Source organism: Campylobacter showae (genome assembly GCF_004803815.1).
GTDB lineage: Bacteria > Campylobacterota > Campylobacteria > Campylobacterales > Campylobacteraceae > Campylobacter_A > Campylobacter_A showae.
The window spans coordinates 1,370,365-1,391,420 of the sequence record NZ_CP012544.1; the positions used below are offsets into that span (position 1 = coordinate 1,370,365).

General features: G+C 47.9%; 25 protein-coding genes. 7 read left to right on the forward strand and 18 right to left on the reverse strand.

Going from position 1 to position 21,056, the window contains the following annotated elements; translation table 11 throughout:
* The first annotated feature begins 20 nt into the window (after positions 1-20).
* Genes CSHOW_RS06725 through modD form a run of 7 tightly spaced genes read left to right on the forward strand, consistent with a single transcriptional unit; the run spans position 21 to position 5,725 of the window.
* On the forward strand, positions 21-422 hold the full coding sequence (locus tag CSHOW_RS06725; RefSeq protein ID WP_002946906.1) for a hypothetical protein: 402 nt from the start codon (positions 21-23) through the stop codon (positions 420-422).
* 12 nt (positions 423-434) lie between these two features.
* Positions 435-740: a magnetosome protein MamC family protein gene (locus CSHOW_RS06730; RefSeq protein WP_232501987.1), complete on the forward strand. Its 306-nt coding sequence runs from the start codon at positions 435-437 to the stop codon at positions 738-740.
* On the forward strand, positions 737-1,081 hold the full coding sequence (locus CSHOW_RS06735) for a hypothetical protein (protein WP_002946910.1): 345 nt from the start codon (positions 737-739) through the stop codon (positions 1,079-1,081). The genes CSHOW_RS06730 and CSHOW_RS06735 overlap by 4 nt, the downstream gene beginning before the upstream one ends.
* Complete coding sequence (locus tag CSHOW_RS06740; protein ID WP_002946912.1) at positions 1,065-3,140, forward strand: heavy metal translocating P-type ATPase; 2,076 nt, start codon at positions 1,065-1,067, stop codon at positions 3,138-3,140. The genes CSHOW_RS06735 and CSHOW_RS06740 overlap by 17 nt, the downstream gene beginning before the upstream one ends.
* A gap of 41 nt (positions 3,141-3,181) precedes the next feature.
* The gene (locus CSHOW_RS06745; RefSeq protein ID WP_232501989.1) at positions 3,182-4,618 is read left to right on the forward strand and encodes an alanine/glycine:cation symporter family protein; all 1,437 of its coding nucleotides are present in this window, start codon (positions 3,182-3,184) and stop codon (positions 4,616-4,618) included.
* Entirely contained in the window at positions 4,615-4,899 is a 285-nt protein-coding gene (locus CSHOW_RS06750; protein WP_002946915.1) for a hypothetical protein, read from the forward strand. Before CSHOW_RS06745 ends, CSHOW_RS06750 begins: the two co-directional genes overlap by 4 nt.
* On the forward strand, positions 4,883-5,725 hold the full coding sequence (gene modD, locus CSHOW_RS06755; RefSeq protein ID WP_002946918.1) for a ModD protein: 843 nt from the start codon (positions 4,883-4,885) through the stop codon (positions 5,723-5,725). Before CSHOW_RS06750 ends, modD begins: the two co-directional genes overlap by 17 nt.
* A gap of 73 nt (positions 5,726-5,798) precedes the next feature.
* Here the strand turns inward: modD and CSHOW_RS06760 are convergent, their stop codons facing one another.
* The 18 genes from CSHOW_RS06760 to CSHOW_RS06845 all read right to left on the reverse strand — a co-directional run bounded on the left by CSHOW_RS06760 (position 5,799) and on the right by CSHOW_RS06845 (position 21,054).
* Positions 5,799-6,845, reverse strand: a complete 1,047-nt coding sequence (locus CSHOW_RS06760; protein WP_002946920.1) for a hypothetical protein — start codon at positions 6,843-6,845, stop codon at positions 5,799-5,801.
* Between the two features lie 114 nt (positions 6,846-6,959).
* Positions 6,960-7,841 carry an EamA/DMT transporter family protein gene (locus CSHOW_RS06765; protein WP_039895097.1) on the reverse strand — a complete coding sequence of 294 codons (882 nt, stop codon included), beginning with the start codon at positions 7,839-7,841 and terminating at the stop codon, positions 6,960-6,962.
* A 221-nt stretch (positions 7,842-8,062) separates the two neighbouring features.
* Positions 8,063-8,716, reverse strand: coding sequence for a thiamine phosphate synthase (locus CSHOW_RS06770; RefSeq protein ID WP_002946924.1), 654 nt, complete (start codon positions 8,714-8,716; stop codon positions 8,063-8,065).
* A 47-nt stretch (positions 8,717-8,763) separates the two neighbouring features.
* A complete protein-coding gene (thiH, locus tag CSHOW_RS06775; protein ID WP_039895101.1) occupies positions 8,764-9,897 on the reverse strand; it encodes a 2-iminoacetate synthase ThiH in 1,134 nt (377 codons plus the stop codon).
* A gap of 243 nt (positions 9,898-10,140) precedes the next feature.
* A complete protein-coding gene (locus tag CSHOW_RS06780; protein WP_002946927.1) occupies positions 10,141-10,917 on the reverse strand; it encodes a thiazole synthase in 777 nt (258 codons plus the stop codon).
* Position 10,918: 1 nt separating this feature from the next.
* Positions 10,919-11,113, reverse strand: a complete 195-nt coding sequence (gene thiS, locus CSHOW_RS06785; RefSeq protein ID WP_002946928.1) for a sulfur carrier protein ThiS — start codon at positions 11,111-11,113, stop codon at positions 10,919-10,921.
* 85 nt (positions 11,114-11,198) lie between these two features.
* Complete coding sequence (locus tag CSHOW_RS06790) at positions 11,199-13,430, reverse strand: MMPL family transporter (protein WP_002946929.1); 2,232 nt, start codon at positions 13,428-13,430, stop codon at positions 11,199-11,201.
* Positions 13,427-13,948, reverse strand: coding sequence for a LolA family protein (locus tag CSHOW_RS06795; RefSeq protein ID WP_002946930.1), 522 nt, complete (start codon positions 13,946-13,948; stop codon positions 13,427-13,429). Before CSHOW_RS06795 ends, CSHOW_RS06790 begins: the two co-directional genes overlap by 4 nt.
* Entirely contained in the window at positions 13,923-14,354 is a 432-nt protein-coding gene (locus CSHOW_RS06800; RefSeq protein ID WP_002946931.1) for an acyl-CoA thioesterase, read from the reverse strand. Before CSHOW_RS06800 ends, CSHOW_RS06795 begins: the two co-directional genes overlap by 26 nt.
* 1 nt (position 14,355) lies before the next feature.
* Positions 14,356-16,077, reverse strand: coding sequence for a glycosyltransferase family 2 protein (locus CSHOW_RS06805; protein ID WP_232501988.1), 1,722 nt, complete (start codon positions 16,075-16,077; stop codon positions 14,356-14,358).
* Positions 16,050-17,729, reverse strand: coding sequence for an AMP-binding protein (locus tag CSHOW_RS06810; RefSeq protein ID WP_002946933.1), 1,680 nt, complete (start codon positions 17,727-17,729; stop codon positions 16,050-16,052). Before CSHOW_RS06810 ends, CSHOW_RS06805 begins: the two co-directional genes overlap by 28 nt.
* Positions 17,719-18,255, reverse strand: coding sequence for a COG4648 family protein (locus CSHOW_RS06815; protein WP_002946938.1), 537 nt, complete (start codon positions 18,253-18,255; stop codon positions 17,719-17,721). The genes CSHOW_RS06810 and CSHOW_RS06815 overlap by 11 nt, the downstream gene beginning before the upstream one ends.
* Positions 18,239-18,490 carry an acyl carrier protein gene (locus tag CSHOW_RS06820; protein WP_002946939.1) on the reverse strand — a complete coding sequence of 84 codons (252 nt, stop codon included), beginning with the start codon at positions 18,488-18,490 and terminating at the stop codon, positions 18,239-18,241. Before CSHOW_RS06820 ends, CSHOW_RS06815 begins: the two co-directional genes overlap by 17 nt.
* Before the next feature lie 2 nt (positions 18,491-18,492).
* Positions 18,493-18,750 carry a phosphopantetheine-binding protein gene (locus CSHOW_RS06825; protein WP_002946940.1) on the reverse strand — a complete coding sequence of 86 codons (258 nt, stop codon included), beginning with the start codon at positions 18,748-18,750 and terminating at the stop codon, positions 18,493-18,495.
* On the reverse strand, positions 18,747-19,499 hold the full coding sequence (locus CSHOW_RS06830) for a lysophospholipid acyltransferase family protein (protein ID WP_002946942.1): 753 nt from the start codon (positions 19,497-19,499) through the stop codon (positions 18,747-18,749). Before CSHOW_RS06830 ends, CSHOW_RS06825 begins: the two co-directional genes overlap by 4 nt.
* Complete coding sequence (locus CSHOW_RS06835; RefSeq protein WP_002946944.1) at positions 19,477-20,157, reverse strand: beta-ketoacyl synthase chain length factor; 681 nt, start codon at positions 20,155-20,157, stop codon at positions 19,477-19,479. The genes CSHOW_RS06830 and CSHOW_RS06835 overlap by 23 nt, the downstream gene beginning before the upstream one ends.
* Positions 20,158-20,172: 15 nt before the next feature.
* Positions 20,173-20,592 (reverse strand): hypothetical protein, encoded by a 420-nt coding sequence (locus CSHOW_RS06840; protein ID WP_002946946.1) that lies wholly within the window; start codon positions 20,590-20,592, stop codon positions 20,173-20,175.
* Between the two features lie 9 nt (positions 20,593-20,601).
* On the reverse strand, positions 20,602-21,054 hold the full coding sequence (locus CSHOW_RS06845) for a hypothetical protein (protein ID WP_002946947.1): 453 nt from the start codon (positions 21,052-21,054) through the stop codon (positions 20,602-20,604).
* Between the last annotated feature and the right edge of the window lie 2 nt (positions 21,055-21,056).

A 21,056-nucleotide genomic window follows, 5' to 3' on the forward strand; every position in this document is an offset into this window, starting at 1 on the left:
TTCAACATAAAGGATAAAAAATGGCATTACCGTTTATCGCAGGAGCAATCTTAGGAGGTTTAGCCGTCGCGGCTTTTAACAACAAAGATAAAATCAAATCAACCCTTGAAAGCGGACTAGATAAAGGCAAAGAGTTTGCCGAAAACGCAAAAGAATTTGCCGAGAAAAAAATAGGCGAAGCAAAAGAGTACGCCGAGAAAAAATTTGCTAAAACAAGCGAAGAGGCGACCGAAACAAAAAAACGCACAAGACGCACTAGCGCCGAAGTAGCCACAGAGAAATCTGAAAAAGAAGCCGAGAAAACAAAAGCTAAGAAAAAAAGAGCTCCAAGAGCTAAAAAAGCTCCGGCAAAAGCGGCTACACAAACCGAAATTTTAGCCGAAGATATCGCAAACGCGCTTGAACCGAATTTAGAAAAATAATAAAGGTATAGAATGAATTTAACATCAACAACCAGACTCCCAGTAGATCATATGATAAGCGGCGCGCTAATCGGCGCGATGGCAGCGGGCGGCGTAGAAATACTAAACTATAAAAAAGGCAAGGTCAGCAAGACGCAGGCCGTAGCTAAAACGACTAAAATCGCTATCCAAGGCGGTATCGTCACGGCGTGCGCTATCAGCGCATCAAACAAACTAGTCTCGGCGCGCTATCTTGCGGCTGCGGCAACCGTTGCCGTCGGTATCGCAGGCGTGGTTGCGACGGAGAAACTAATCAAAAATTTAGAGGAAAGTAAATGAAAAACCCATACATCAATCAAACTCAAACAGTAAATCAACTAAACGACGACGGTAGCACGACGACTACGACTACGACCGTAAAGACTACCGGCGCGCCAAGCGCGTTTGACCGCGGTATAAACGACGCGCTAAAAGACTTTGTCCCGGCAAATTTTAACGCGGCAGGCTTTATAAAAGGTGCGCTCATAGGCGGCGTCGTGGCATACGTGCTAACAAACGAAAACGCGCAAAAAGCGCTATTTTCAGCTATCGCGAAGGGATCAAATTTGCTTCAAGCAGGATTTGAAGAACTAAAAGAGCGATTTGAAGATGTAAAGGCCGAAATTGACTCCCAAAAATAATGTTCGCATCGCGCACCTGACTAAAAACCGCGTGCGCTTCGTTTGCGAACGCATCGGCGAGGACTGCGACGAGAGTCGCTTGGAGGCTCAAATTTCGGAGTTTAGGTATGCAAAAAGCGTCAGGGTAAACAAAAAAGCAAAGAGCATAGTCGTCGGCTTTGAGTCAAATTTAAACGAAATCAAAGAGTTCATCGAAAATTTGCCGATCGCAAATTTAAACAAGCATAAAAACAGCCCGAGCAAGGCTGAAATTTATAAGGCGGCAACGGCTCTAGCCATCACGCCTCTTATAAACAACAACGGCGTAAAGGCTATGGCTAGCCTGATAGCGGCCGCGCCACTACTAAAAGAAGGCGCAAGCGAAGCCGTAAACGAGGGCATAACCTCAAAGGTACTCGAAGCTACAGCAGTAGGTGTGAGCCTGGCTAGACGCGACTTTTTGGCGGCAAATAGCACAAATCTCATGCTAACTATCGGCGAATACATGGAAGAAAGCGCCGTACACCGCAGCGACGACCTCATCAAAGAGCTAGCTCGCCCGAACATAGAAGAGGTCTGGATCGAGATAAATGATCACGGCAAAAAATCCCTCAAAAAAATCGCGACCGTAGACGTCAAAATAGGTGACATCGTAGTCGTCGGCGCGGGCGAGAGCATCGGCATCGACGGCTACATCGTAGAGGGCACCGCAAGCGTAAATCAAGTCTCGATGACGGGTGAAGCCGAACCCGTCAAAAAAGAGCGCGGCGACCGCGTGATGAGCGGAACCGTCGTCGAGGACGGGCGCATAAAAATCTGGGCCGAGAGCATAGCAGCCGAGAGCGCGACTGCTAGGATAAAATCCTACATCCAAAGCTCACTAAACGAAAAATCCGCCGTCGGACTAAAAGCTACGAAGCTAGCCGACAAGCTAGTGCCCGTGACGCTAAGTCTAGCCGGCGTTTCGTATCTACTTAGCCGAGATATGACTCGCGTGGCTAGCGTCTTGCAGGCGGACTACTCCTGCGCGCTAAAGCTAGCCACGCCCGTCGCATTTAAATCAAGCATCTCAAAAGCCGGCCGCAACGGCGTACTGATAAAGGGCGCCAAAGCTATCGAGGCGCTAGCGAGCGCCGATACTTTCGTCTTTGATAAAACCGGCACGCTAACGCACGGCAGCCTAAGCGTCGTCAAGGTTCACTCGTTTAAAAAGGAATTTACCGAAGCGCAGCTCTTAAATTTGACCGCAAGCGCTGAGGAACACTACTTCCACCCCGTAGCCGAGGCCATCGTAAAGGCCGCGCGCGAGATAGGCTTTCACCACATCCACCACGACGAGGTCGAGTTTATTGTCGCTCACGGCGTGAAAACATACGTAGGCGGCAAAGAGGTCGTAATCGGCTCTCGGCATTTTTTAGAGGACGACGAGCAAATTTCATTTAGCAAACACGAAGAAATCATAAAAAGCGAAGTAGACAGCGGACTCACGCTACTTTACGTAGGCTACGACAAAGAGCTCTTGGGCGTCATCGCCATGCGCGATACCATGCGAGAAAACGCCGCGCAGACGCTAGCAAAGCTACGAAAACTAGGCGTAAAAGAGCTGATAATGCTAACGGGCGACGTGCAGTCTAAAGCCGATCAGGTAGCAAGCGAACTAGGTATCGATAGAGTCTATGCAAACTGCCTACCTACCGATAAAGCAGGCATCATCGAGCAGCTAAAAGCCGAAGGTAAAAAAGTAGCCTTCGTCGGAGACGGTATCAACGACGCGCCAAGCCTCACCAAGGCGCACGTAGGCATCAGCATGCAAAAAGGCGCGGACATCGCAAAAGCCACCGCCGACATCAGCCTATTAAAAGACGACATCGGCTCAGTCGCCGTCGCAAAAGACGTCGCAAATAAAACTATGAGGCTGATAAATACGAATTTTAACGCTACCGTCGGTATAAACTCGCTCATCCTAGCAGGCGCGACATTTGGACTCTTTAACCCTATAGCCACGGCCGTTTTGCACAACGGTACGACGATCGGACTGCTGGCAAATTCGATGAAAGGCGTCAAGATAGGCGCGAAGTAAATTTGAAGGAATGACGGTTGATAGATAAAATTTTAAAATTTATGAATGACGAGATGTCGCTAGCCAACGACTTTTTATACGGCTATTTTTTGGTTATCGTGCTCGTTCTTACGGGTATTTATTTTAGCTATATTACTAGATTCGTGCAGTTTAGGATGTTTTTCGAGGCGTGCAAAGTGCTAGTCGAGAAAAAGGATAAATACAACAAGCACCACCTCACGCCCTTTCAAGCGCTTATGATCTCCACCGCCTCGCGCGTGGGCATCGGAAATATCGCGGGCATCTCCGCCGCTATCGTAGCAGGTGGACCAGGCGCGCTATTTTGGATGTGTTTGATGGCATTTTTGGGTGCGGCTTCGGCATTTGCCGAGAGTACGCTAGCTCAAATTTACAAAACCAAAGACGTATTCGGCTTTAAAGGCGGCCCGGCATATTACATCAAAAACGGCCTAGGCATCAAGTGGATGGCGAGCCTTTTTGCCGTCATTCTTATCATCACGTACGCGTACGGATTTAACGGCTTACAAAGCTACACCATGACCTCCGCCTTTCAAATTTACTACGACCAAAGCGCTGGCGCTACGAGCTTTAGCGATAGCGGCTTGCCCGTGGGTATCGGTATCATCCTTACCGCATTTGCGGCGGTGATGTTTTTTAGCAAGAGCCACGTCATCGGCAAGGTTAGCTCCTACATCGTGCCTTTTATGGCGCTTGCCTATATCCTGCTAGCCTTTATCGCGATCTGCTTAAATTTAGACAAGCTTCCGGCCGTCTTTGTTATGATCATGAAAAGCACCTTTGATTTTAAAGCGATATTCGGCGGATTTGCCGGTAGCGTGATCGTCTACGGTATCAAGCGCGGACTGTTTTCAAACGAAGCCGGCATGGGTTCTGCGCCAAACGCGGCCGCCGCTGCTCACACGAGCCACCCCGTGAAGCAAGGACTCGTGCAGGCGATGGCGGTTTTTATAGATATGACGATCTGCGTGGCTTCTGGCATGATAGTGCTTTTCTCGCAGGCCTATATCACAAAGCAAACGGGTGCCAGCGGCGAACTGCTCACCGCGCTTCCTTTAGTGCAGGCCGCGATGCGCGAGTACTACGGCGAGATCGGCCTTCACTTTACGACGCTTGCGGTGGTGCTTTTTGCCATCACGTCGCTGATCGGCAACTACTACTACGCGCAGGCAAATATCAAATACCTCACCAAAAACCACAAAATCGCCATAGCCTTTAAGCTAACGGCGGTCGCGATGATATTCGTCGGAGCGCAGATGAATCTAACGATCGCTTGGAACATCGCTGATATCACGATGGCGGCGATGGCCACGATAAATATCGCTGCGATCTTTATGCTATCAAAAGTCATGATAAAAGCCCTAAAAGACTACGAATCGCAAAGAAAAGCGGGGCTAAATCCGGAATTTGACCCCGAGAGCATATGCATCGCAAACACAACTTGCTGGAGAAAAAAATGAACATAAACGGACAACTTTTAAATTTACAAACACATAGAAAAGTCGCAAAAATAGGCATGAGCGTCACTCTAGCCACAGTTTGCCTAACGGCACTCGGACTTAAGGGCAGAAACAAAAGCCGCTGCGAGAAGCTGCATACGATCGCAGGTATCGCATTCGTGGGCTTTTCGCTCTACCACGCCGGACTTTACGAAAACGGCATTTTTAGAAACATGATCGTAAACGCAAATAAGAAAAACGCCGAGGCAAAAAGGCTAGCAAGCTATGATCAAGATAAGTAATCCAGAAATTTTAGCCTACATCGGCGAGGATCTGCCCTACTTTGATCTTACAACCTCGCTTCAAGGCATCCACAAAAACGCTGTCTTAACCATACTGCCGCGCGAGGACGTGACGGTTAGCTGCGTAGACGTAGCGGCCGGTATCGCTCGTTTGCTAGACTGCGAGGCTCAAATTTGCGTCCCAAACTCCGCCGTCGCCGCCGCAAAAGAGCCGATCGTAAAAATCAGCGGTAGCTACGATAATGTGCACAAAGCCTGGAAACTAGCGCAAATTTGCCTAGAGTACGCCTGCAAGATCGCCACATACGCAAGAGCCATGAACGAGGCCGCAAAAAGCGTAAATCCAAAATGCGAAATCCTAGCCACGCGCAAGAGCTTCCCGTTTGCTAAGAAATTTTGTCTCAAAGCCGTGCTTGAGGGCGGCTGCGGCATACATAGGCTAAATTTGAGCGATAGCGTGCTGTTTTTTAAAAATCACATCAAGGCTTACGGCTCGTATGAGGAGTTTTTGGCTCAAATTCCGACCTTTAAAGCAAAAGCCCCCGAGCGCAAAATCGCCATCGAGTGCGAAAATTTAGATGATTGCGAAGCGCTTTTAAAGGTGGGCGCCGACGTCGTGCAGTGCGATAAATTTACGCCGGAGGCCGTAAAGCGAGCGGTAGACCTACGAGATAAAATCGCCCCAAACGCGGCCCTAGTCGCAAGCGGCGGGATAAATCTAAAAAACGTCAGGGAATTCGCTAGCGCCGGCGCGGACGCACTCGTTACGTCAGCTATGTACACGCAAGGCATGGCCGACATCACGGCGATTTTAGAGATAGTATAATTTGCAAATTTGACGGACCGCTTGGCGAGTCAAATTTGCGCTTGAGTTTAACGTATAGCTATCTCAAATTTTCTCATTTTCTATCCTTTTTAAAGAATTCCTGTATCATTTTTTGATTACATACGTCTAAATACTTCTCCCTACCGCTATCACAAGATATCCCATATCCTCTCGACTCGCTTCCAAAAGCCTTTATAAAGCTTTCGTCTAACGCTCCTTGGTATCTTACGTTTTCGTATATATTGTCGGCTAGTATCTTGCCCGTTTTTCTATCTTTTATGATTCCGCCGTAGTTAAAGCTTAGACCGATCAGGTCGTCAAGAAAGGTTTTGATATTCGGTGCCGGCTCTATGCGCCAGTCCGTCATCCTATTTTCTTTTTCAAATACCAACTCTATACAAGCTATCTCATCTTCATTGATTTCTTTGCGAGCTACGCATTCGTCTTTGTAAATTTGCTTGAGATCTTTCATATTGTATTTTATGTAGCTTAATATTTTAGACGGTTTTATATCTATCGTCGAGGCGTTTCTATCATCGAGTAACGATTTTATCTCTCTGATTATTTTATCCTCGCTTTCATGATTTGATTGCAGTTGATTAAAAAATATATTTAATTCTTCATACGTTATCGGGATACTCTTTAAAAAGCCTCTTGTACTTAACTTGGCTGATAAAAAGCACTCTTTTGCAGTATAGTCATCCAGATAAATTCTAAAATATTTACCGTTTGTGACAGGGTTTTCGCTTTTTTCTTTGTAGTCTATAAAATTTACGTAGCCGTTTATCAAAGATATGAAATTCGCATCAGTCGTATTTACAGGGAAATTTAGCCAATTAGTGTGATCTATCAAAGGAAAAGCGCTTCTATTCCATTCGACTATTTCTCTTTCTCCTGCATAATATCCTCTGCTAGCTGGGTTTTCGTAGACGTTTATCTTGCCGTATAAATTTCCATAGTAATGAAATATGGCCGAGGTTATAAACACGTCTGCAAAAAAAACCAAAAACCAAACAAAAAGCCAAAGTAGTTTGCGTTTGCCTTTGGGGGCGATTAAAGCAACGAAAAAGCTTACGATTAGAAAAACGAGTGCGATTAGAAGTGCTGCGGCGTCGTGCATATCTGATCCTCTTTAAAACTCAAATTTTAAAATACCTACTGCCGTCAAGTAAAGCGGCGATATTTGGTCTCGCCGCTAGTTTTAAATTTTAGCTAAATTTTACATCAAATTTGACTATTTTGCCACCACGCTTGCTCGCTCGTAGTGTGCGATGATTTTATTGTGAATGAGTAGCGAGATATAAATCACCGCACCGCCTAGGCAGAGTCTTAGTATGTCCGCGTCTTTATGCCAAAATACTAAATTTACGATGATAGCAGCAGGTATGAGGGCGTTATTCATGATGGCTAGGGTTCCGCTATCTACCTCGCATGCGCCTTTGTTCCATAAAAAGTATCCTAGACCGCTAGCTCCGATGCCAAGCCACAGCAGTACTGCACCTTGGGTTAGGTCGAGATTGATTTTTTCCGGATTGCCAAACATGGCAAATGCTATGCCCGTAACCGCCGCGGCTCCGACGAAAAAGTAGCCAAAAACCCCTCTTTGCTCGTTAAAATCACGCTTTTCTAGTAAAAATTTATACGCGCTCTGCCCGACGCCAAAGCATAAATTCGCCCCCTGTACGAGCAAAAATCCGTGCCAAAAGCCGCTATTTACGTTGCCGTACTTGATGATGAGCGCGCCCAAAACCGCCGTGCCTACGCTAAAGAGATACAGCAGCCTAAGCCTGCCCGCGAGTACGTCGTAAACCACGCTCACGTAAAACGGCGTAAATATCGTAAAGAGTGCGACCTCGGCGACGCTAAGGTAGGCAAACGAGTTGTAGTAAAAAATATACATCGCGCCGATCTGCACCGCGCCGATCGCGGCTACTTTGGCGTATAGAGCGAGATTTTGCGCGACAAAATCCTTAATCATAAATGGCAAAAACACGCCAAGCGCAAGCACGACGCGCGAAAACGCGGCAAAGTAGCTATCCACTCGCCCCGCCAAAAACTCGCCGATGAGGCTAAAGCTAAACGCCCAAAGCACCGTAACAAAGATCAATTTTTTCACGCATTCTCCATTTGAGTTAAATTTCGTCTGAAATAGTAGCAAAATAGGCTTAAATTTGACGGATTTTGCGACAGCGGTTTGAGAATTTTACCCAATGTAAATTTGAGAAATTTTAGCGCGGCGATTTGTATTTTTGTGCATTAAATTTTACTTGTAGCTATGGCTTTCTTTTGCCAAATCCAAATTTAAAGGAACAGTCGCCAAACTGTGCCGACTAAAATTTAGCTCAAAAATCCCCGCATCATATACGCCCCGGCCGCGCCCGCATCCTTGATCTTGTCTAAATTTTCAAAATTTATCCCGCCGATAGCGTAGGTTTTTATGCTTAAATTTTCGCAAATTTCCCGTAAAAATTTAAGTCCTCTGCCCCGCTCTAGCGCGTGAGAAGGCGTATCAAAAATATGCCCAGCCACGACATAATCGGCACCGAAATCCTGCGCCGTTAGAGCCTCCTGTAAAGAGTGCACCGAAACGCCGATTTTGAGCTTTTGCGTCAAATTTGACGCGCAAATGCCGCCGCCTCTCTCTTTATCCGTGCGGACGCCGTCAAATTTAGCCAAATCTCTCAAATTTGTAGCCGACTCGCTGCTTAACGCCCTAAATTTAGCAAACGGCAAGTGCAGTTCGCCCACACCTAGCTTGCTTGCGACGCTTGCGTGAGTATGCAAAACGAGCCGCGCGCCGGAATCGCACTCAGCGATGATCTCAAGCGTTTTACTAGCTAACTTTTCGTACTCGTGCTCAGGCAGATCGCTCTCCCTGAGCAAAATTTTGTCCGCTTTGCCGCTTTGCGCTACTCGCCTAACGTCCGCGAAAAAATCTTCGCTCAAGCGGCGGTTCGTCACCCAAACGAGCTCAAATTTGTCAAATTTCATCGCCCCTACTCCAAAAGCTAAATTTTACGCCCGCAAAAACCGCCGCCCTAAACGTAAATATGCTCGCTCATCACGGGCTGTAAATTTAGCCCACGCACGGCGAGCAGCATCTCATCGACCGAGCGCGCGTCACTGATCTCAAACTGCTCGTCGCCCTTTTTGGCCTTATCCGAGTGCGTCCCCACGCCCGTGCTAACGCCGGCCGAGATTTTATTTGCGGCGACTGCTATGACGCCGTCTCGAAAGCGCGCCGACTCGCGCGTGGAGATCGTGATATTTGCGTACGGCAAAAAGAGGCGGTACGCGCAGATGACCTGAAACAGCGCCCTCTCATCGACGTCCCGCGGGCCGACGTGAGCCTTGTTTATCGCAGGGCGTAGGCGCGGGCAAGATAACGCGATCTCGGCGTGCGGGTACTTTTGCTGTATAAAATGCGCGTGCAGCGCGGTGGCTAGAGCGTCCTTTCTAAAGTCGTCAAGCCCCAAAAGCGCGGCAAATCCGACGCTACGCATACCGCCCATGAGAGCGCGCTCCTGAGCGTGGAAGCGGTAGGCAAACGAGCGCTTGACGCCGCCTAGATGAAATTTTGCGTAGGCCACCGGGTCGTAAGTCTCCTGAAAAACCACGACGTAGTCCGCGCCGCAACCGTGCAAAAACACGTATTCGTCGGCATTTAACGGATAGATCTCGACGCCGACGTTGCTAAAAAGCCTAGACGCCTCCTTGCAAACCTCGCCGATATAGCCCAGGTCGCTTTTTTTCGCGCTTTCGCCGGTTAGGATGAGCACGTCTTTTAGCCCGCTTTTTGCGATATTTGCCAGCTCCGTCGCCACCTCGTCCGCCTTTAGCCGCACGCGCGAGATCTTGTTTCGCGAGCTAAAGCCGCAGTAAACACAGTCGCTGTCGCAAAAATTTGAGATATAAAGCGGCGTAAAAAACTGTACCGAGTTGCCAAACTGCCTGCGCGTCCTATCTCGCGCCGCCTGTGCCATCTCGTCTAAAAATGCGCCGGCAGCCGGGCTTAGAAGCGCTTTTAACCCCTCTACGCTTAGATTTTCTTCGTTTAGAGCGCGCATAACGTCGCCGGCGTCAAATTTCGCGTAGTCGTAGCTTTCGCGCGCCGCTAGCACCCGCTGCATCAGCGTTTCGTCTATGCGCTGCGCACCGTCGGCATACTCCATCACGTCTATATTTTTCAAATATTTCTCCGTTTTTCGTCTAAATTTCGGGCGTTAAATTTGATCGTTTTTAAAGGCTAGGAGCCGTAAATTTTACGCGCACAAACCCGCGCCTTTTCGGCGCTAAATTTAAAACCGCACGAAATCGTCAAATTTAAAATTCGCAGGATTTAACGAGGCAATTTTCATCCTCGCACGACTCAAATTTGACGCCGTTTTTTCATGCCGTCAAATTTAAAGCCAAATTTACTCCAAAAATCCCGTCAGCGGACTCGACGCGCGCGCGCTTTCGCTCACATTGCCAAGCCCGGATAGATACGCCAGCCTGCCCGCCTCTATCGCCAGCGCAAAGGCTCGCGCCATCGTTTTTACGTCGCCCGCAGTCGCGATAGCGGTGTTTGCCATCACGGCTGCGCAACCCATCTGCATCGCCTCGCACGCCTGCGCGGGACTGCCGATACCAGCATCCACGATCACGGGCAGGTCTATCTCGGCGAGCAAGATTTTAATAAATTCGCGCGTACAAAGGCCTTTGTTCGTCCCGATCGGAGCGCCAAGCGGCATCACGCACGCAGCTCCCGCCGAGGCCAGATCGCGCGCTACGTTTAGATCTGGATACATATAGGGCATTACGACAAAGCTCATATTTGCGAGCTTTTCAGTCGCTTTTATCGTCTCATAGTTATCTGGCAGCAGGTATTTACTGTCTCTGATGACCTCAACCTTCACGAGGTCGCCGCAGCCAGCCTCGCGCGCGAGCTTTGCGATACGCACGCACTCATCGGCGTTCCTGGCACCTGAGGTGTTTGGCAGTAGCGTCACGCCCTTTGGGATAAAGTCTAAGATATTTTCCAGTCCGCCCTCGTTTACGCGGCGAAGCGCCAGCGTCACGATCTGCGCGCCCGCCTCGTGCACCGCAGCCTCCAAAAGAGGCAATGAAAATTTACCCGATCCCAGGATAAAGCGCGAGCTAAATTTATGCCCGCCAAGCTCTAAAATATCGTTATTTTCGTCAAATTTCATCTCAACCTCCGCCTACAAAATGCACTATCTCGGCCGAGTCGCCGTCTCTTAGCGCCGTATCAAATTTATCTTTCGGCAAGATTTCACCGTTTAGCTCGACCGCGATGCGCTCGGGCCTTAGCCCCTTTGCAGCGAGCAGCTGCGCTACCGTTTTACCGATAAATTCGCCCCCATCTTTGCCGTTTATTTTTAGCATTTTCTTTCCGTTTTATTAAATTTAGCGCGCCTGTACGGGTCAAATTCGCGTCTAGAGCCGCCGATTATAGCGCTTTTTGCTAAATTTAATCCAAATTTTTCATCGCGAGCGTGCAGGCGGCAAGCCCGTAAAACGCGACGCAAAGGCTAACGGCTAGCCCAAAAACGCTAACTGCCGGCGTCTGACTAAAACTAAGCGCAAAAAACGAGATAAAGCTCGTGATAAAAGCGGCAAATATCCCAAAAACGCGCTCCCGCCGCGACAAGTCGTCGTTTAATGCAAAGATAAGATAATCTATCCCGACCGCGCTCGCCAAAATGAGCCCGAAAATCGCAAAAATATTTACGCGAACGCCAAGCGCCGCAAAAGCGCAAAGTACGGCTAGCACGCCAAGCGCGATGATACTCATAACCAAAAGCGAGCGCGCCGCCCCGAAAAACGCCCACAAAAGCACAAACGCAACCAAAAACGCACCGCCCTTTAGCGCCGCGGCCCAGGCCTTGGCTTCGGTCAAATTTTGATTTAGCGCGCCGACGAAATCGACGCTAAAAGCGCCGTTTGCCTTTAAAATTTCATCCGTTTTAGCGCCGCTTGCAAGCCCCTCGGCGTATACCGCAGTGCTGTTTGGGCTAGGCAAAAACCGCGTCAAATTTTTTGCCGCGTCAAATTTTAAAATCTCGCTAACGCCGATAGTTTGAGCGTTTGCGATCTTTTCTAGCTCGGATTTTACTAGCTCGCTAGGCAAGCCAAACTGTGCGTAAATTTTAAAGATCTCCTCGTCCTGAGCTGCCTCTTTAAAGATATTTTTTACACTTTCCTGCTCGGCGCGGCTTAGGATAAATTTAGAAATCGACGCGTAGTCTTTTACGAGATTTGCCTGCTTTAGCTCGCGCATCAGCCGCTTTTCGTCTCCGACCAGATCACTGTCGCCCTTTATCACGATGACGGAGCTTTGCGGCGCGGCGCCCGTTATCTCGCTGATCTTTTTAGACTGTTCCAGTAGTTCTTGCGGCGAGTTTGCATAGTCTTTGATCTGCTCTGGCGCGCTTAAGCTTTTAAAATTTAACGCTAAAATGAGGCCGCAAAGCGCAAATACTGCGAGTAAAATTTTTAAATTTATCACTCCTGCCGTGCGCTCGCAAACTCTCGCAAATTTATCAAAAAACCTTGAAAACACGGCACTTTGCGAAAACGTCGCGCCCTCAAAGACAAAAGGCAGGCAAAAATATGTAAACAAAAACGCCCCAAGCAGCGTAAATAGCGAAAATACGGCAGTTTGGCGCAACAGCTCAAGCGAAGAAAAGGCAAAAACGCCGTATCCGCTCATCGTGATGCAAAGCCCGAGGAAGAAAATCTTAATCATCGGGCGTACGCTCGCGGCTGCGACGGGCACGTTTTGATTTTTACCCAGCCAGTGTAGCGCAAAATCAAACATAAGACCCACGAGGCTAGTGCCGATAACCACGACGATGACGCTAAGGCTCTCGTAAATCAAAAGCGAAGCCGCAAGCCCGCACGCAAAGCCGAAAATCGCGACGAAAGCGACACAAAAAATGCGCAAATTTTTAAACGCGAGTAGCAAAAAAATCGCGCAAAGGCTAAGCGAAACCGCACTCATGACCGCGCTTTCTTTGTCGCCGCCCGCTTTTCCGTAGGCTCCGTATAGCGCGCCGCAGCTAGCGTAAGCCTGCGCTCCGTCTTGTGCCGCAAGCTCGCGTACGCTTTCATAAAATTTGATCAAATTTCGCGGATCGTAGCCGGGCTTTAGGCGCGCTTTGACGAGGTAAAATTTCCTGCCCTCGTGTGCGGCTTCTAGCATCAAATTTGACAAATTTAGGCTGATTTTAGAGCCATCCAGGCTCATGTGCGAGCTTAAGGCGAAAAAATCATCTTTCGCGTTAAGCGGCTTAAAGGCGAATTGATTAAATAAATTTTGCGCGCTTTGCTTGAAAAACTCGTTTTTGTCTTTTACTAAAAGTTCAAAGGTTTGCTCGTTTAAAAGCGCGATTTTTAGGGTGTTTAGCTGAGTTAGATAGGAGGTTAAATTTACGTCCTGCTTTGCGCGGTACTCCTCAAAAATCCCGCTTTGCTCGGCTAAAATTTCGCTCTTTTCTAAAAACTCGGGTGAATCTGAAGCTAGCAAAAACTCGCTAGAAGCGCTATCAAGCATCGATTTTAGCGCTGTTTTCTCGGCAGAGTTTTCAAATTTTACGAGAGAAAAGATGTCCGCATTTATCTTTTTCGCGTTTGCAAAACAAACGGCGAGCGCGGCCAAAAACGCCGCTAAAAAGATAAAAAAACGCGCGGATTTTTTCATTTTACGTTGTAAAAATCATTTACCGTTTTATCGCCGCTAACCTCGTTTAGCACGATCTTACGGACGAATTTATCGCCTCCTACCAAGATACGCGTAAAGATTTGTTTTAGCAGCACGTTTTTAGGCGTGAGTTCGATTTTCCAGTTGTTTTTGTCGCCCGAGATTTTAAAGATAAATTCCTTCTCAAGCTCGGCTTTATCGAGCTTTATGATGGATAAAAATAGCTTTTTATCAAAATTTTGATCGATTTTTATGAGCTGATTGCCGCTTTTTTGAAAGATACCGCGCTCGTTTATGACGATGCTCACCGCTATCGGGCTTAGCGTGTCGTAGAGCAGCTCGCTTTGGCTCAGTTCAAATTTACCGTAGCTTTTAAACTCCACGTTAAATCCGCTCAAAAACTTCGTCTGCGCGAAATCGCCGCTGATATTTTGCGTTTTGATTTGAGATTTTATCTCGTTAAAATCAAGCCCCATCAGGCTCGCCGCCAAACTAAAAATTATCGCTATTTTTTTCATTTATATACCTTTTTATTGCATTTTGTAACTCTTGCGGGATCTCAAAGCACGTCTGCATCGCGCGCATATCCACGGCTGCCTGCGAGCTCGTGCCCGTACACAGCGTCTCGCCTGTTTTTGCACTTTTTACGACGTAGCTGATCTTTAGAAAGCACTCGCACTCCTTTAGCGTCGCCTCCACCTCGATCTCGTCGCCGAAAAACACGGGTTTTATGTATTTCGCCTCGATTTTTACGATCGGGTAGGCATAGCCGTCCGCCCTCATCGCCTCGTAGTCGTAGCCTATCTCCTCCAGCAGCGCGCATCTAGCCGTCTCAAAATACTTCACGTAGTTGCCGTGCCACACGACGTTCATGCTGTCCACGTCGTAAAACTGCGCCTTTAGCGCGACTGATTTTGATATCATCTCATCTCCAAAAATCAAAAAAATTAAACCACTGCGCGGGCGTTTGCTTGCAGCGATTTTCTAGCTCGCGGACGTAAATTTGCAGATATTCGCGAGCTGCGGCGACCCTATCTCGCCCTAGCTTTACGGCACTTGCTAGCGGCACGAGCTCGATCCTAAATTTACCGTCTATCTTTTGACACCACAGCGAGCTTATCTTTACGCCTAAAATCCCCGCGATCAGGTACGGACCGTAGTTAAAGCTCGCTTCCTTGCCCAGAAATTTCACCCGCGCGGCCTTATCGCCGCCAAGAGGCGTTCTATCGCCCATTATGCCGATGTGCTGGCCGTTTTCGACGATATTTTTTAGCTCCAGCATTGCGGCAACGTCGAGCTCATTGACCAGCATCATGCGCACGCTGCCGTCGTTTTGGCTGATGCGCTTTAGCACTTCGTTAAACTCGCGCGAGTTTTTGTCGTAAACCAAAATCACCATCCTAAAGCCATCGACGCGCGCGCCCAAAGTCTTACAAATTTCGACGTTTCCAAGGTGCGCCGTGAGCAAAATTTGCCCCTTTTGCGCGCCGATTAGTTCGCTTTTTATACGCTCTAGGTCAATGATTTCTAGCTCGCTATCCTTGATCTTGCCTTTCCAGACTCTAAATTTATCGCAAATGGCTCCGCCAAACGCCTCAAAATGGCTAAAAACGCTCGTGTCTTTTAGCGTCTGCGCGCCCGCAAAAACGCTTAAATTTCGTCTAAACTCGGCGATATTTTTGCGCTCGTTTTTTGAAAATATATAATAAAACCAAACTACGATTTTAATGATAAGCTTTAGCGCAAACTCGGGCAAAATTTGCGACAAAAATAGGCTAAGTCTTAAAAAAAACGCCCCTCCTTTTTCCTGCTTTTCCCACCAGAGATTTTGCTCGGCGTTTTCCTGAGGTTCTACGGAAATTTGAGCGTTTGTCCCATTTTTTTCGCTCGAATTTAACCCGCACGCTCGCCAAATTTTACCCAGCGCAAATTTAGGCAGAGAAAAGAAGCATTTTGCGTGCATGAGGCTGATTAGCGCGTTATCGCGTAACATCTTAAAGTGCGAAACGCCGCCCTTTTCGTAGCGCACGTACGTATCTATCCAGCGCACGTCGATGCCCTGTCTTACGGCATTTACGAGGATCTCGATGTCAAATTCCATCCTATTTGTTTTGCTTTTTGCTGCCGCTTTTTTAAGCTGCTCTAAAGGATAGACGCGAAAGCCGCACATAGCGTCTTTGACGCCAAGACTTAGCGTATTTATCGCGACCCAAAAATTCGTGATCTTTCTGCCGTAAACGCGGGATTTTGGCGCGTCCTCGCCGTAAATGGGATTTGCACAGACGATACTTTGCGGATACGCCTCGCTCTCGCGCAAAAACTCGCCGATGAGCGCCGCGTCGTGCTGAAAATCGGCGTCGATTTGCAAAACGTGGCTAAATCCGCGCTCGGATGCAAATTTAAACCCGTCCTTCATCGCGATGCCCTTGCCGCCGTTTTGCGCGCGCGTTAGTAGCAAGATACCCTCCGTTCGCTCAAGCTCCGCTAAAATTTGCTTACTCACCTCATCCGAGCCGTCGTCCACGACGATAACGGGCAGCTCGTATGTTTTTAGCGCGGCGATCAGGGCTTTGATATTTTGCGGATGGTTGTAAAACGGCACCAAAAACGCAAATTTATTCAAAGTGCGGCCCTTCCCGTCGAGCATTTTTCGCCGTTGCAAAACAACTCGAAGTAAAGCTTGCCGCCGCGTTTTTCAAAACAAACGCGAAGTGCGTCTCCAGGTCTAACAAATTTCATAAATTTTAGATTTTCCACCGTATTAAGGCCGCTAACGTCGATACCTACGCCACTAGCTAGCTCAAAGACGTAGTCAAGCTGCATAAAGCCAGGTAGCAGCGGTAAATTTGGAAAATGGCTCTCGAAAATCTCAAGCCCCGCGTGCATGATAGCGCTAAATTTGTACTTTTGCGCGTGGTTTTCGAGCCGCTCACCGCTTGTGTCAAATTTAACGCAGCCAGCATTTGTGCCGCAGTTTAAACCGCTCTCTAAATTTTGGCCGTTTTGGCAAATTTGACCGCCGCAAATTTCGCTCGCTTTGTTTACCGCCCCGCCGCTCCAGACGGGTTTGGGACTAGCAAACAGCGCGTTTTCAAATTCGCTTTTTTCAAATTTGCCCTGCTGATTTCGCGGCATTTTTTCTACTATTTTAAAGTATCGGACGCTGTTTTTAAACTCAAGCCTCAAAAGCTCTTTTAGCTCGGCTACCACGCCTTTTTTGCCGATTTTTCTAAATTTTTTTAGCCCCTCGCCGTTAAACTCCAAAAGCGCGGCGATGCGTTTAAATTTCGGATGCGGCGCGCAGTAGCAGTCCGCGAGCAAGCCGCTTTCTAGCAGCTTTGCTTCGATACTCTCCAGGCTCACGCGCTTGTCGTTTAGCTTCACGATGCGGTCTATCCTGCCTTGTAGCGCGAGGCGTCCCTCGTCGATACTCGCCGCGTCGTTAGTCTGAAAAAACTCGCACCAAGGCGAGCTCACGTTTAGCGCGCCTCTATCGTCCAGTCCCGCGTCCACCGCACCAAACAGCCTAAGCTCGCACCCCTCGTCCCTAGCCACTATGCCCGTTTCCGTACTGCCGTAGATTTCGATGATCCGCGCATCGCAGATTCGGCCCAGCTCGTCTCTTAGCTCTTTTTTTAACGGCGAACCCGCGCTTACGATCCCGCTTAAGCCTTTTAGCGCGCTTGCAGCGGGGCTTTGAGCGAGAGTTCTAAGTAGCACCGGACTAGCGATAAATACGTGATTTACAAGGTCTAAACCCAAAATCGCCTCGGGGTAGTTTAGCTCGTCCGCGATGACGCGAGCGCCCAGCACTAGCGGCAAAAAGACCTTAAACGTAAGTCCGAACATGTGCCTGTGCGAAACGCTCGAAAAAAAGGTATTTTGGCTACTAAAATTTAGCTCGCCCGCTAGATACTCGCTCTCTTTTATCATCTGCGCGAGCGTTTTTTCTATCATCTTGCTTTTGCCGCTTGAGCCTGAAGTTTGCAGGTAAAATTTAGCCTGCGGATCAAATTTAAGCCCCTTTGCGGGCTCCTTTGCAAGAAAATTTAAAAAATTTTCGTCGTTTACGGCGGTCAAATTTGGCTCATAAACCGGCTTTGCCAGCACGCAGGGCGCAGACCCAACCAAAAGCGAGCCGAAAAAAGCAGCGTAAAATTTAAACGCGTCGTCAATGTAAATTTGTAGCTCTTTTACGCCCCCTTTTTCTAAAAACGCGGCAAATCTAAGGCACGCGTCAAAGACGTCGCGAGAGTCGTCCGTAAATCTAAAATTTTTTAAATTTTCCTCAAAGCTCATTATTTTTTATAAATCTCTTTCTAAACAAAATTTCCCCGAAAAATAGCGCCCCCATCAGCGCGTAAGAGACCGCGCCGCTATAAACGCTCCAGTAAAATTTATTCTCCATCAAGGCTAGTGCAAGCGAGAGGGCGGCGTTAAAAACAAAAAAAGCGCACCAAATTTTGGTCAAATTTCGCGTATAAGCCACGCCTTTTTCGTCCAAATTTGGCTCTTTTAGTTTTGCTATTTTGGTGATGACGGCTTCGTTTTTTAAGCTAAAAGCAAAAAAAACCAAAAACGCCAAACTCACCAAAACAGGGTAAAGATACGCTAAAAATCCGCCTCTAAAAATCATACAAACTATGAAAAAAACGGCCGCCGCGATACTAAGCTTCCTCTCAAAACCGCTTGAATACGCCCCGCGCGCTATCCACAGCATAGCAAGCGCCCAAACGACCCAAAAGGCAAAATCACCCGCGAAAAATAGCGCAAACGGATAAAGGACGCTAACTACGCTTAGGGCGATTTTAAGCTTGCTCGTCAAATTTTTTAGCCACCGCGTTTACGATGTCTTCGAGCGTTTTTACGTTTTTAAAGTCTTCAGGCATCAATCGGTGGCCCGTTTTGCGCTTGATGTGGTCTATTAGGTCGATCGCGTCGATGCTATCTATCTGAAGATCCTCGTAAATGCGCGTTTGCGGCGTGATTTTAGCCTCGTCGATCTCAAAAAGCTGCACGAGCGCGGACTTTAAAATCTCAAAAATTTCTTCCTGCTTCATCGTTATTTCCTGTTTTCAAAGATATATTGCGCGAGGCTTTTTACGCTGTAAAAAATCTCTTTTAAATTTGCCGTTTTAGAGTCAAGTACCAAACCGTAGCTTTTTTGTACCGCAAGGCCAAGCTCGAGCGCATCGACGCTATCAAGACCTAGCCCCTCGTTAAAAAGCGGCGCGTTCTCGTCGATATCGCTTGGTTTCATATCCTCTAAATTTAAGCTCTTTATGATGAGCTCTTTTATCTCATCTATTAGTTCGTTCATTGTTTAAACTCCTTTGTATAATTTTCGCTGATAAAAGCGTGCAGCTCTCTGGCTCTGATCGGGTTTGGTCTATCCGCGCAAAACCCGTCCAAATTTAGCCTAAAAAGCTCTTTGAACTCGTATTTTATCATAACGCTCGGGGTTTTGTACCAAGGCTCGTTTTTTTTGAGGCTGGGCGGATCCATTTTGATAGCGACGGCGACTAGCTGCTTTGCCGCATTTACCGCGATGTAGGCGGCTGCTTTGTGAAAGACTATCTCGCCCGCCGTGCGCGTGCCTTCTGGAAATATTATCAAACTTTCGCCGCTCTTTAGGGCGTCCGCGCTTTTTTGCAAGAGCTCCTCGTTTGCGGTATTTAAGATATATCCGCATGATTTTATCGCGGGAGCTAAGAAGATATTTTTACCAAGGCCTGCCTTTACCACGCAGTTCGCGCGGCGGATGAGAGCTATCAAAAATACGACGTCTAAAAGCGACGGGTGGTTTGCGATGATTATCTGCGAGGCGGTGCCAAGCTCTGAAGGAAGGTTGATTTTAGTGCGCTGATAGCCGCAAATTTGCGTAGAAAATATAAAAAATCTCCAAGCCAGACGCACCAGATCGCGGCAAAAATTTCGGATAAATTTAAATTTATAAAGCCCAAGAAGCGCAACCGGAACAAAGATCAAATTTCCAAGCGCGCAAATGAGTCCAAATAGCGCGAAATTCGCCCCGACGATGAAAATTTTAAACCCGTGACGAGGGCTCATAATCCCACCGCCAAGCGGAGTTTTTATCCGCGCTTTGCCAGGAGCATTTTTGCTTCGGATCAAAATTTTGCAGGAATTTAACAAGCAAATTTTCATCCGTTTTGCCGCTAATTTCGCTTTGCGATAGGCTCAAATTTTCGCCCTCGCTAACTAGCAAACAAACCATACAAGAGGGCGCAGACTCGTCAAAATACTCCTGCGAAATGCTCTCGTGATAGGCTAAAACCAGAGCGTTTTTGGCTCCGCTTTTTAGCATCAGATGTGCCTGCACCAAAGCGTACTCTAGCGGCGCGTATGCCGAAACGGCGGAGATTTCGCTACGATTTTTGAAATTTATCGCTAAAAGCGAGGAAAGTGCGTTGTGAACCGAGAGCGAAAACGAGGTCGGCGAGATAAGTTCGCCGTGAGCTAGCGTGTTTTGCAGCTCAAAACAGCGATTTATCTCCCCTTCATACGAACTAAACACGATAGGCATATCAAGCGGCGCAATGTTTTTGGTTAGATCAAAGGCGCATTTTGCCGCGCGGCTAAGTCTGCGGCGCTCAAGCGGAGGCACGTGCGAGACGTCAAGCTCCCTCTCGTATGCCGCCAGCTTCGCGTCCTGCGCGCCGTTAAAAACAACTGCGTCGAAAAAATCGAGTTTAAAATTTAGCCTCATTCGCCCATCTCGCTGTTATTTCGCGATATCGCCTTTTAGCGTTACGCCGGCCATCAAAGCACCGGCTCCGCACTGAAACTGCGTTTTGGAGTCAAAAGGCTGTTTTTTGTAGTAGCCGGTTAAATTTACCACCCTCGCGCCACCCTCTTGCACCGCGCGCTCTTGGAAAGTCTTTATCGCCGACAAAAACGCCCACTGGCACGCCTCTTTGTCGCTTTTGTTAAAGGCGTTGGTTTTTTTGTTTGCCATTAGGCCGCTTTTGATGATGCCGCCTTTCGTACCAGAGCCGAAGCTTAGCTTGATGTTTGGATTTAGTACCTCTTTTGCCTTTGGCGAGCTTAGCGCCTCCTCGATCGAAAAGCTAAGCACGTCGTCGCGCGCGCTCAAATTTAAAGCCAAGGCGCAAACGCCCGCTAAAACTAATAATTTTTTCATTTTTTCTCCTTATTTTAAATTTGCTTTCAACGCCACCGCAGTCGCCATATTTCCGACTACGCATTGAAATTTATCCTTGCTGTCTAGCAGCTTGTCTTTAAAATTTCCTTGTATGTTCACGACGCTGTTTTTGCCCGCGTTTTTAGCCGCCGTTTGCAGATCGACCAAAACCTTAACGAAAACGTATTCGCAAGATTCCTTGTAGTTATTCTCGCGCGGATCTTTTACTGCGTCGCCGAAACTATCCTCCTCGACCGCGCGGTATTTGTTGCTACGCCTTTGCGATTTTACCGGCTCTAGCTCTTCGTCCGTCTGCTTAGAAAACTGCAAGCTTATATCTTTTAGTAGATATTTCTTTGCAAATTTAGACTCCAGCGCGCTTGCGATATCGTGCTCGTAAAACTCGTCCTTTGCCGCCGAAAAAGAGCAAATCAAAAGCAAAACGGCTAAAATTCGTTTCATAT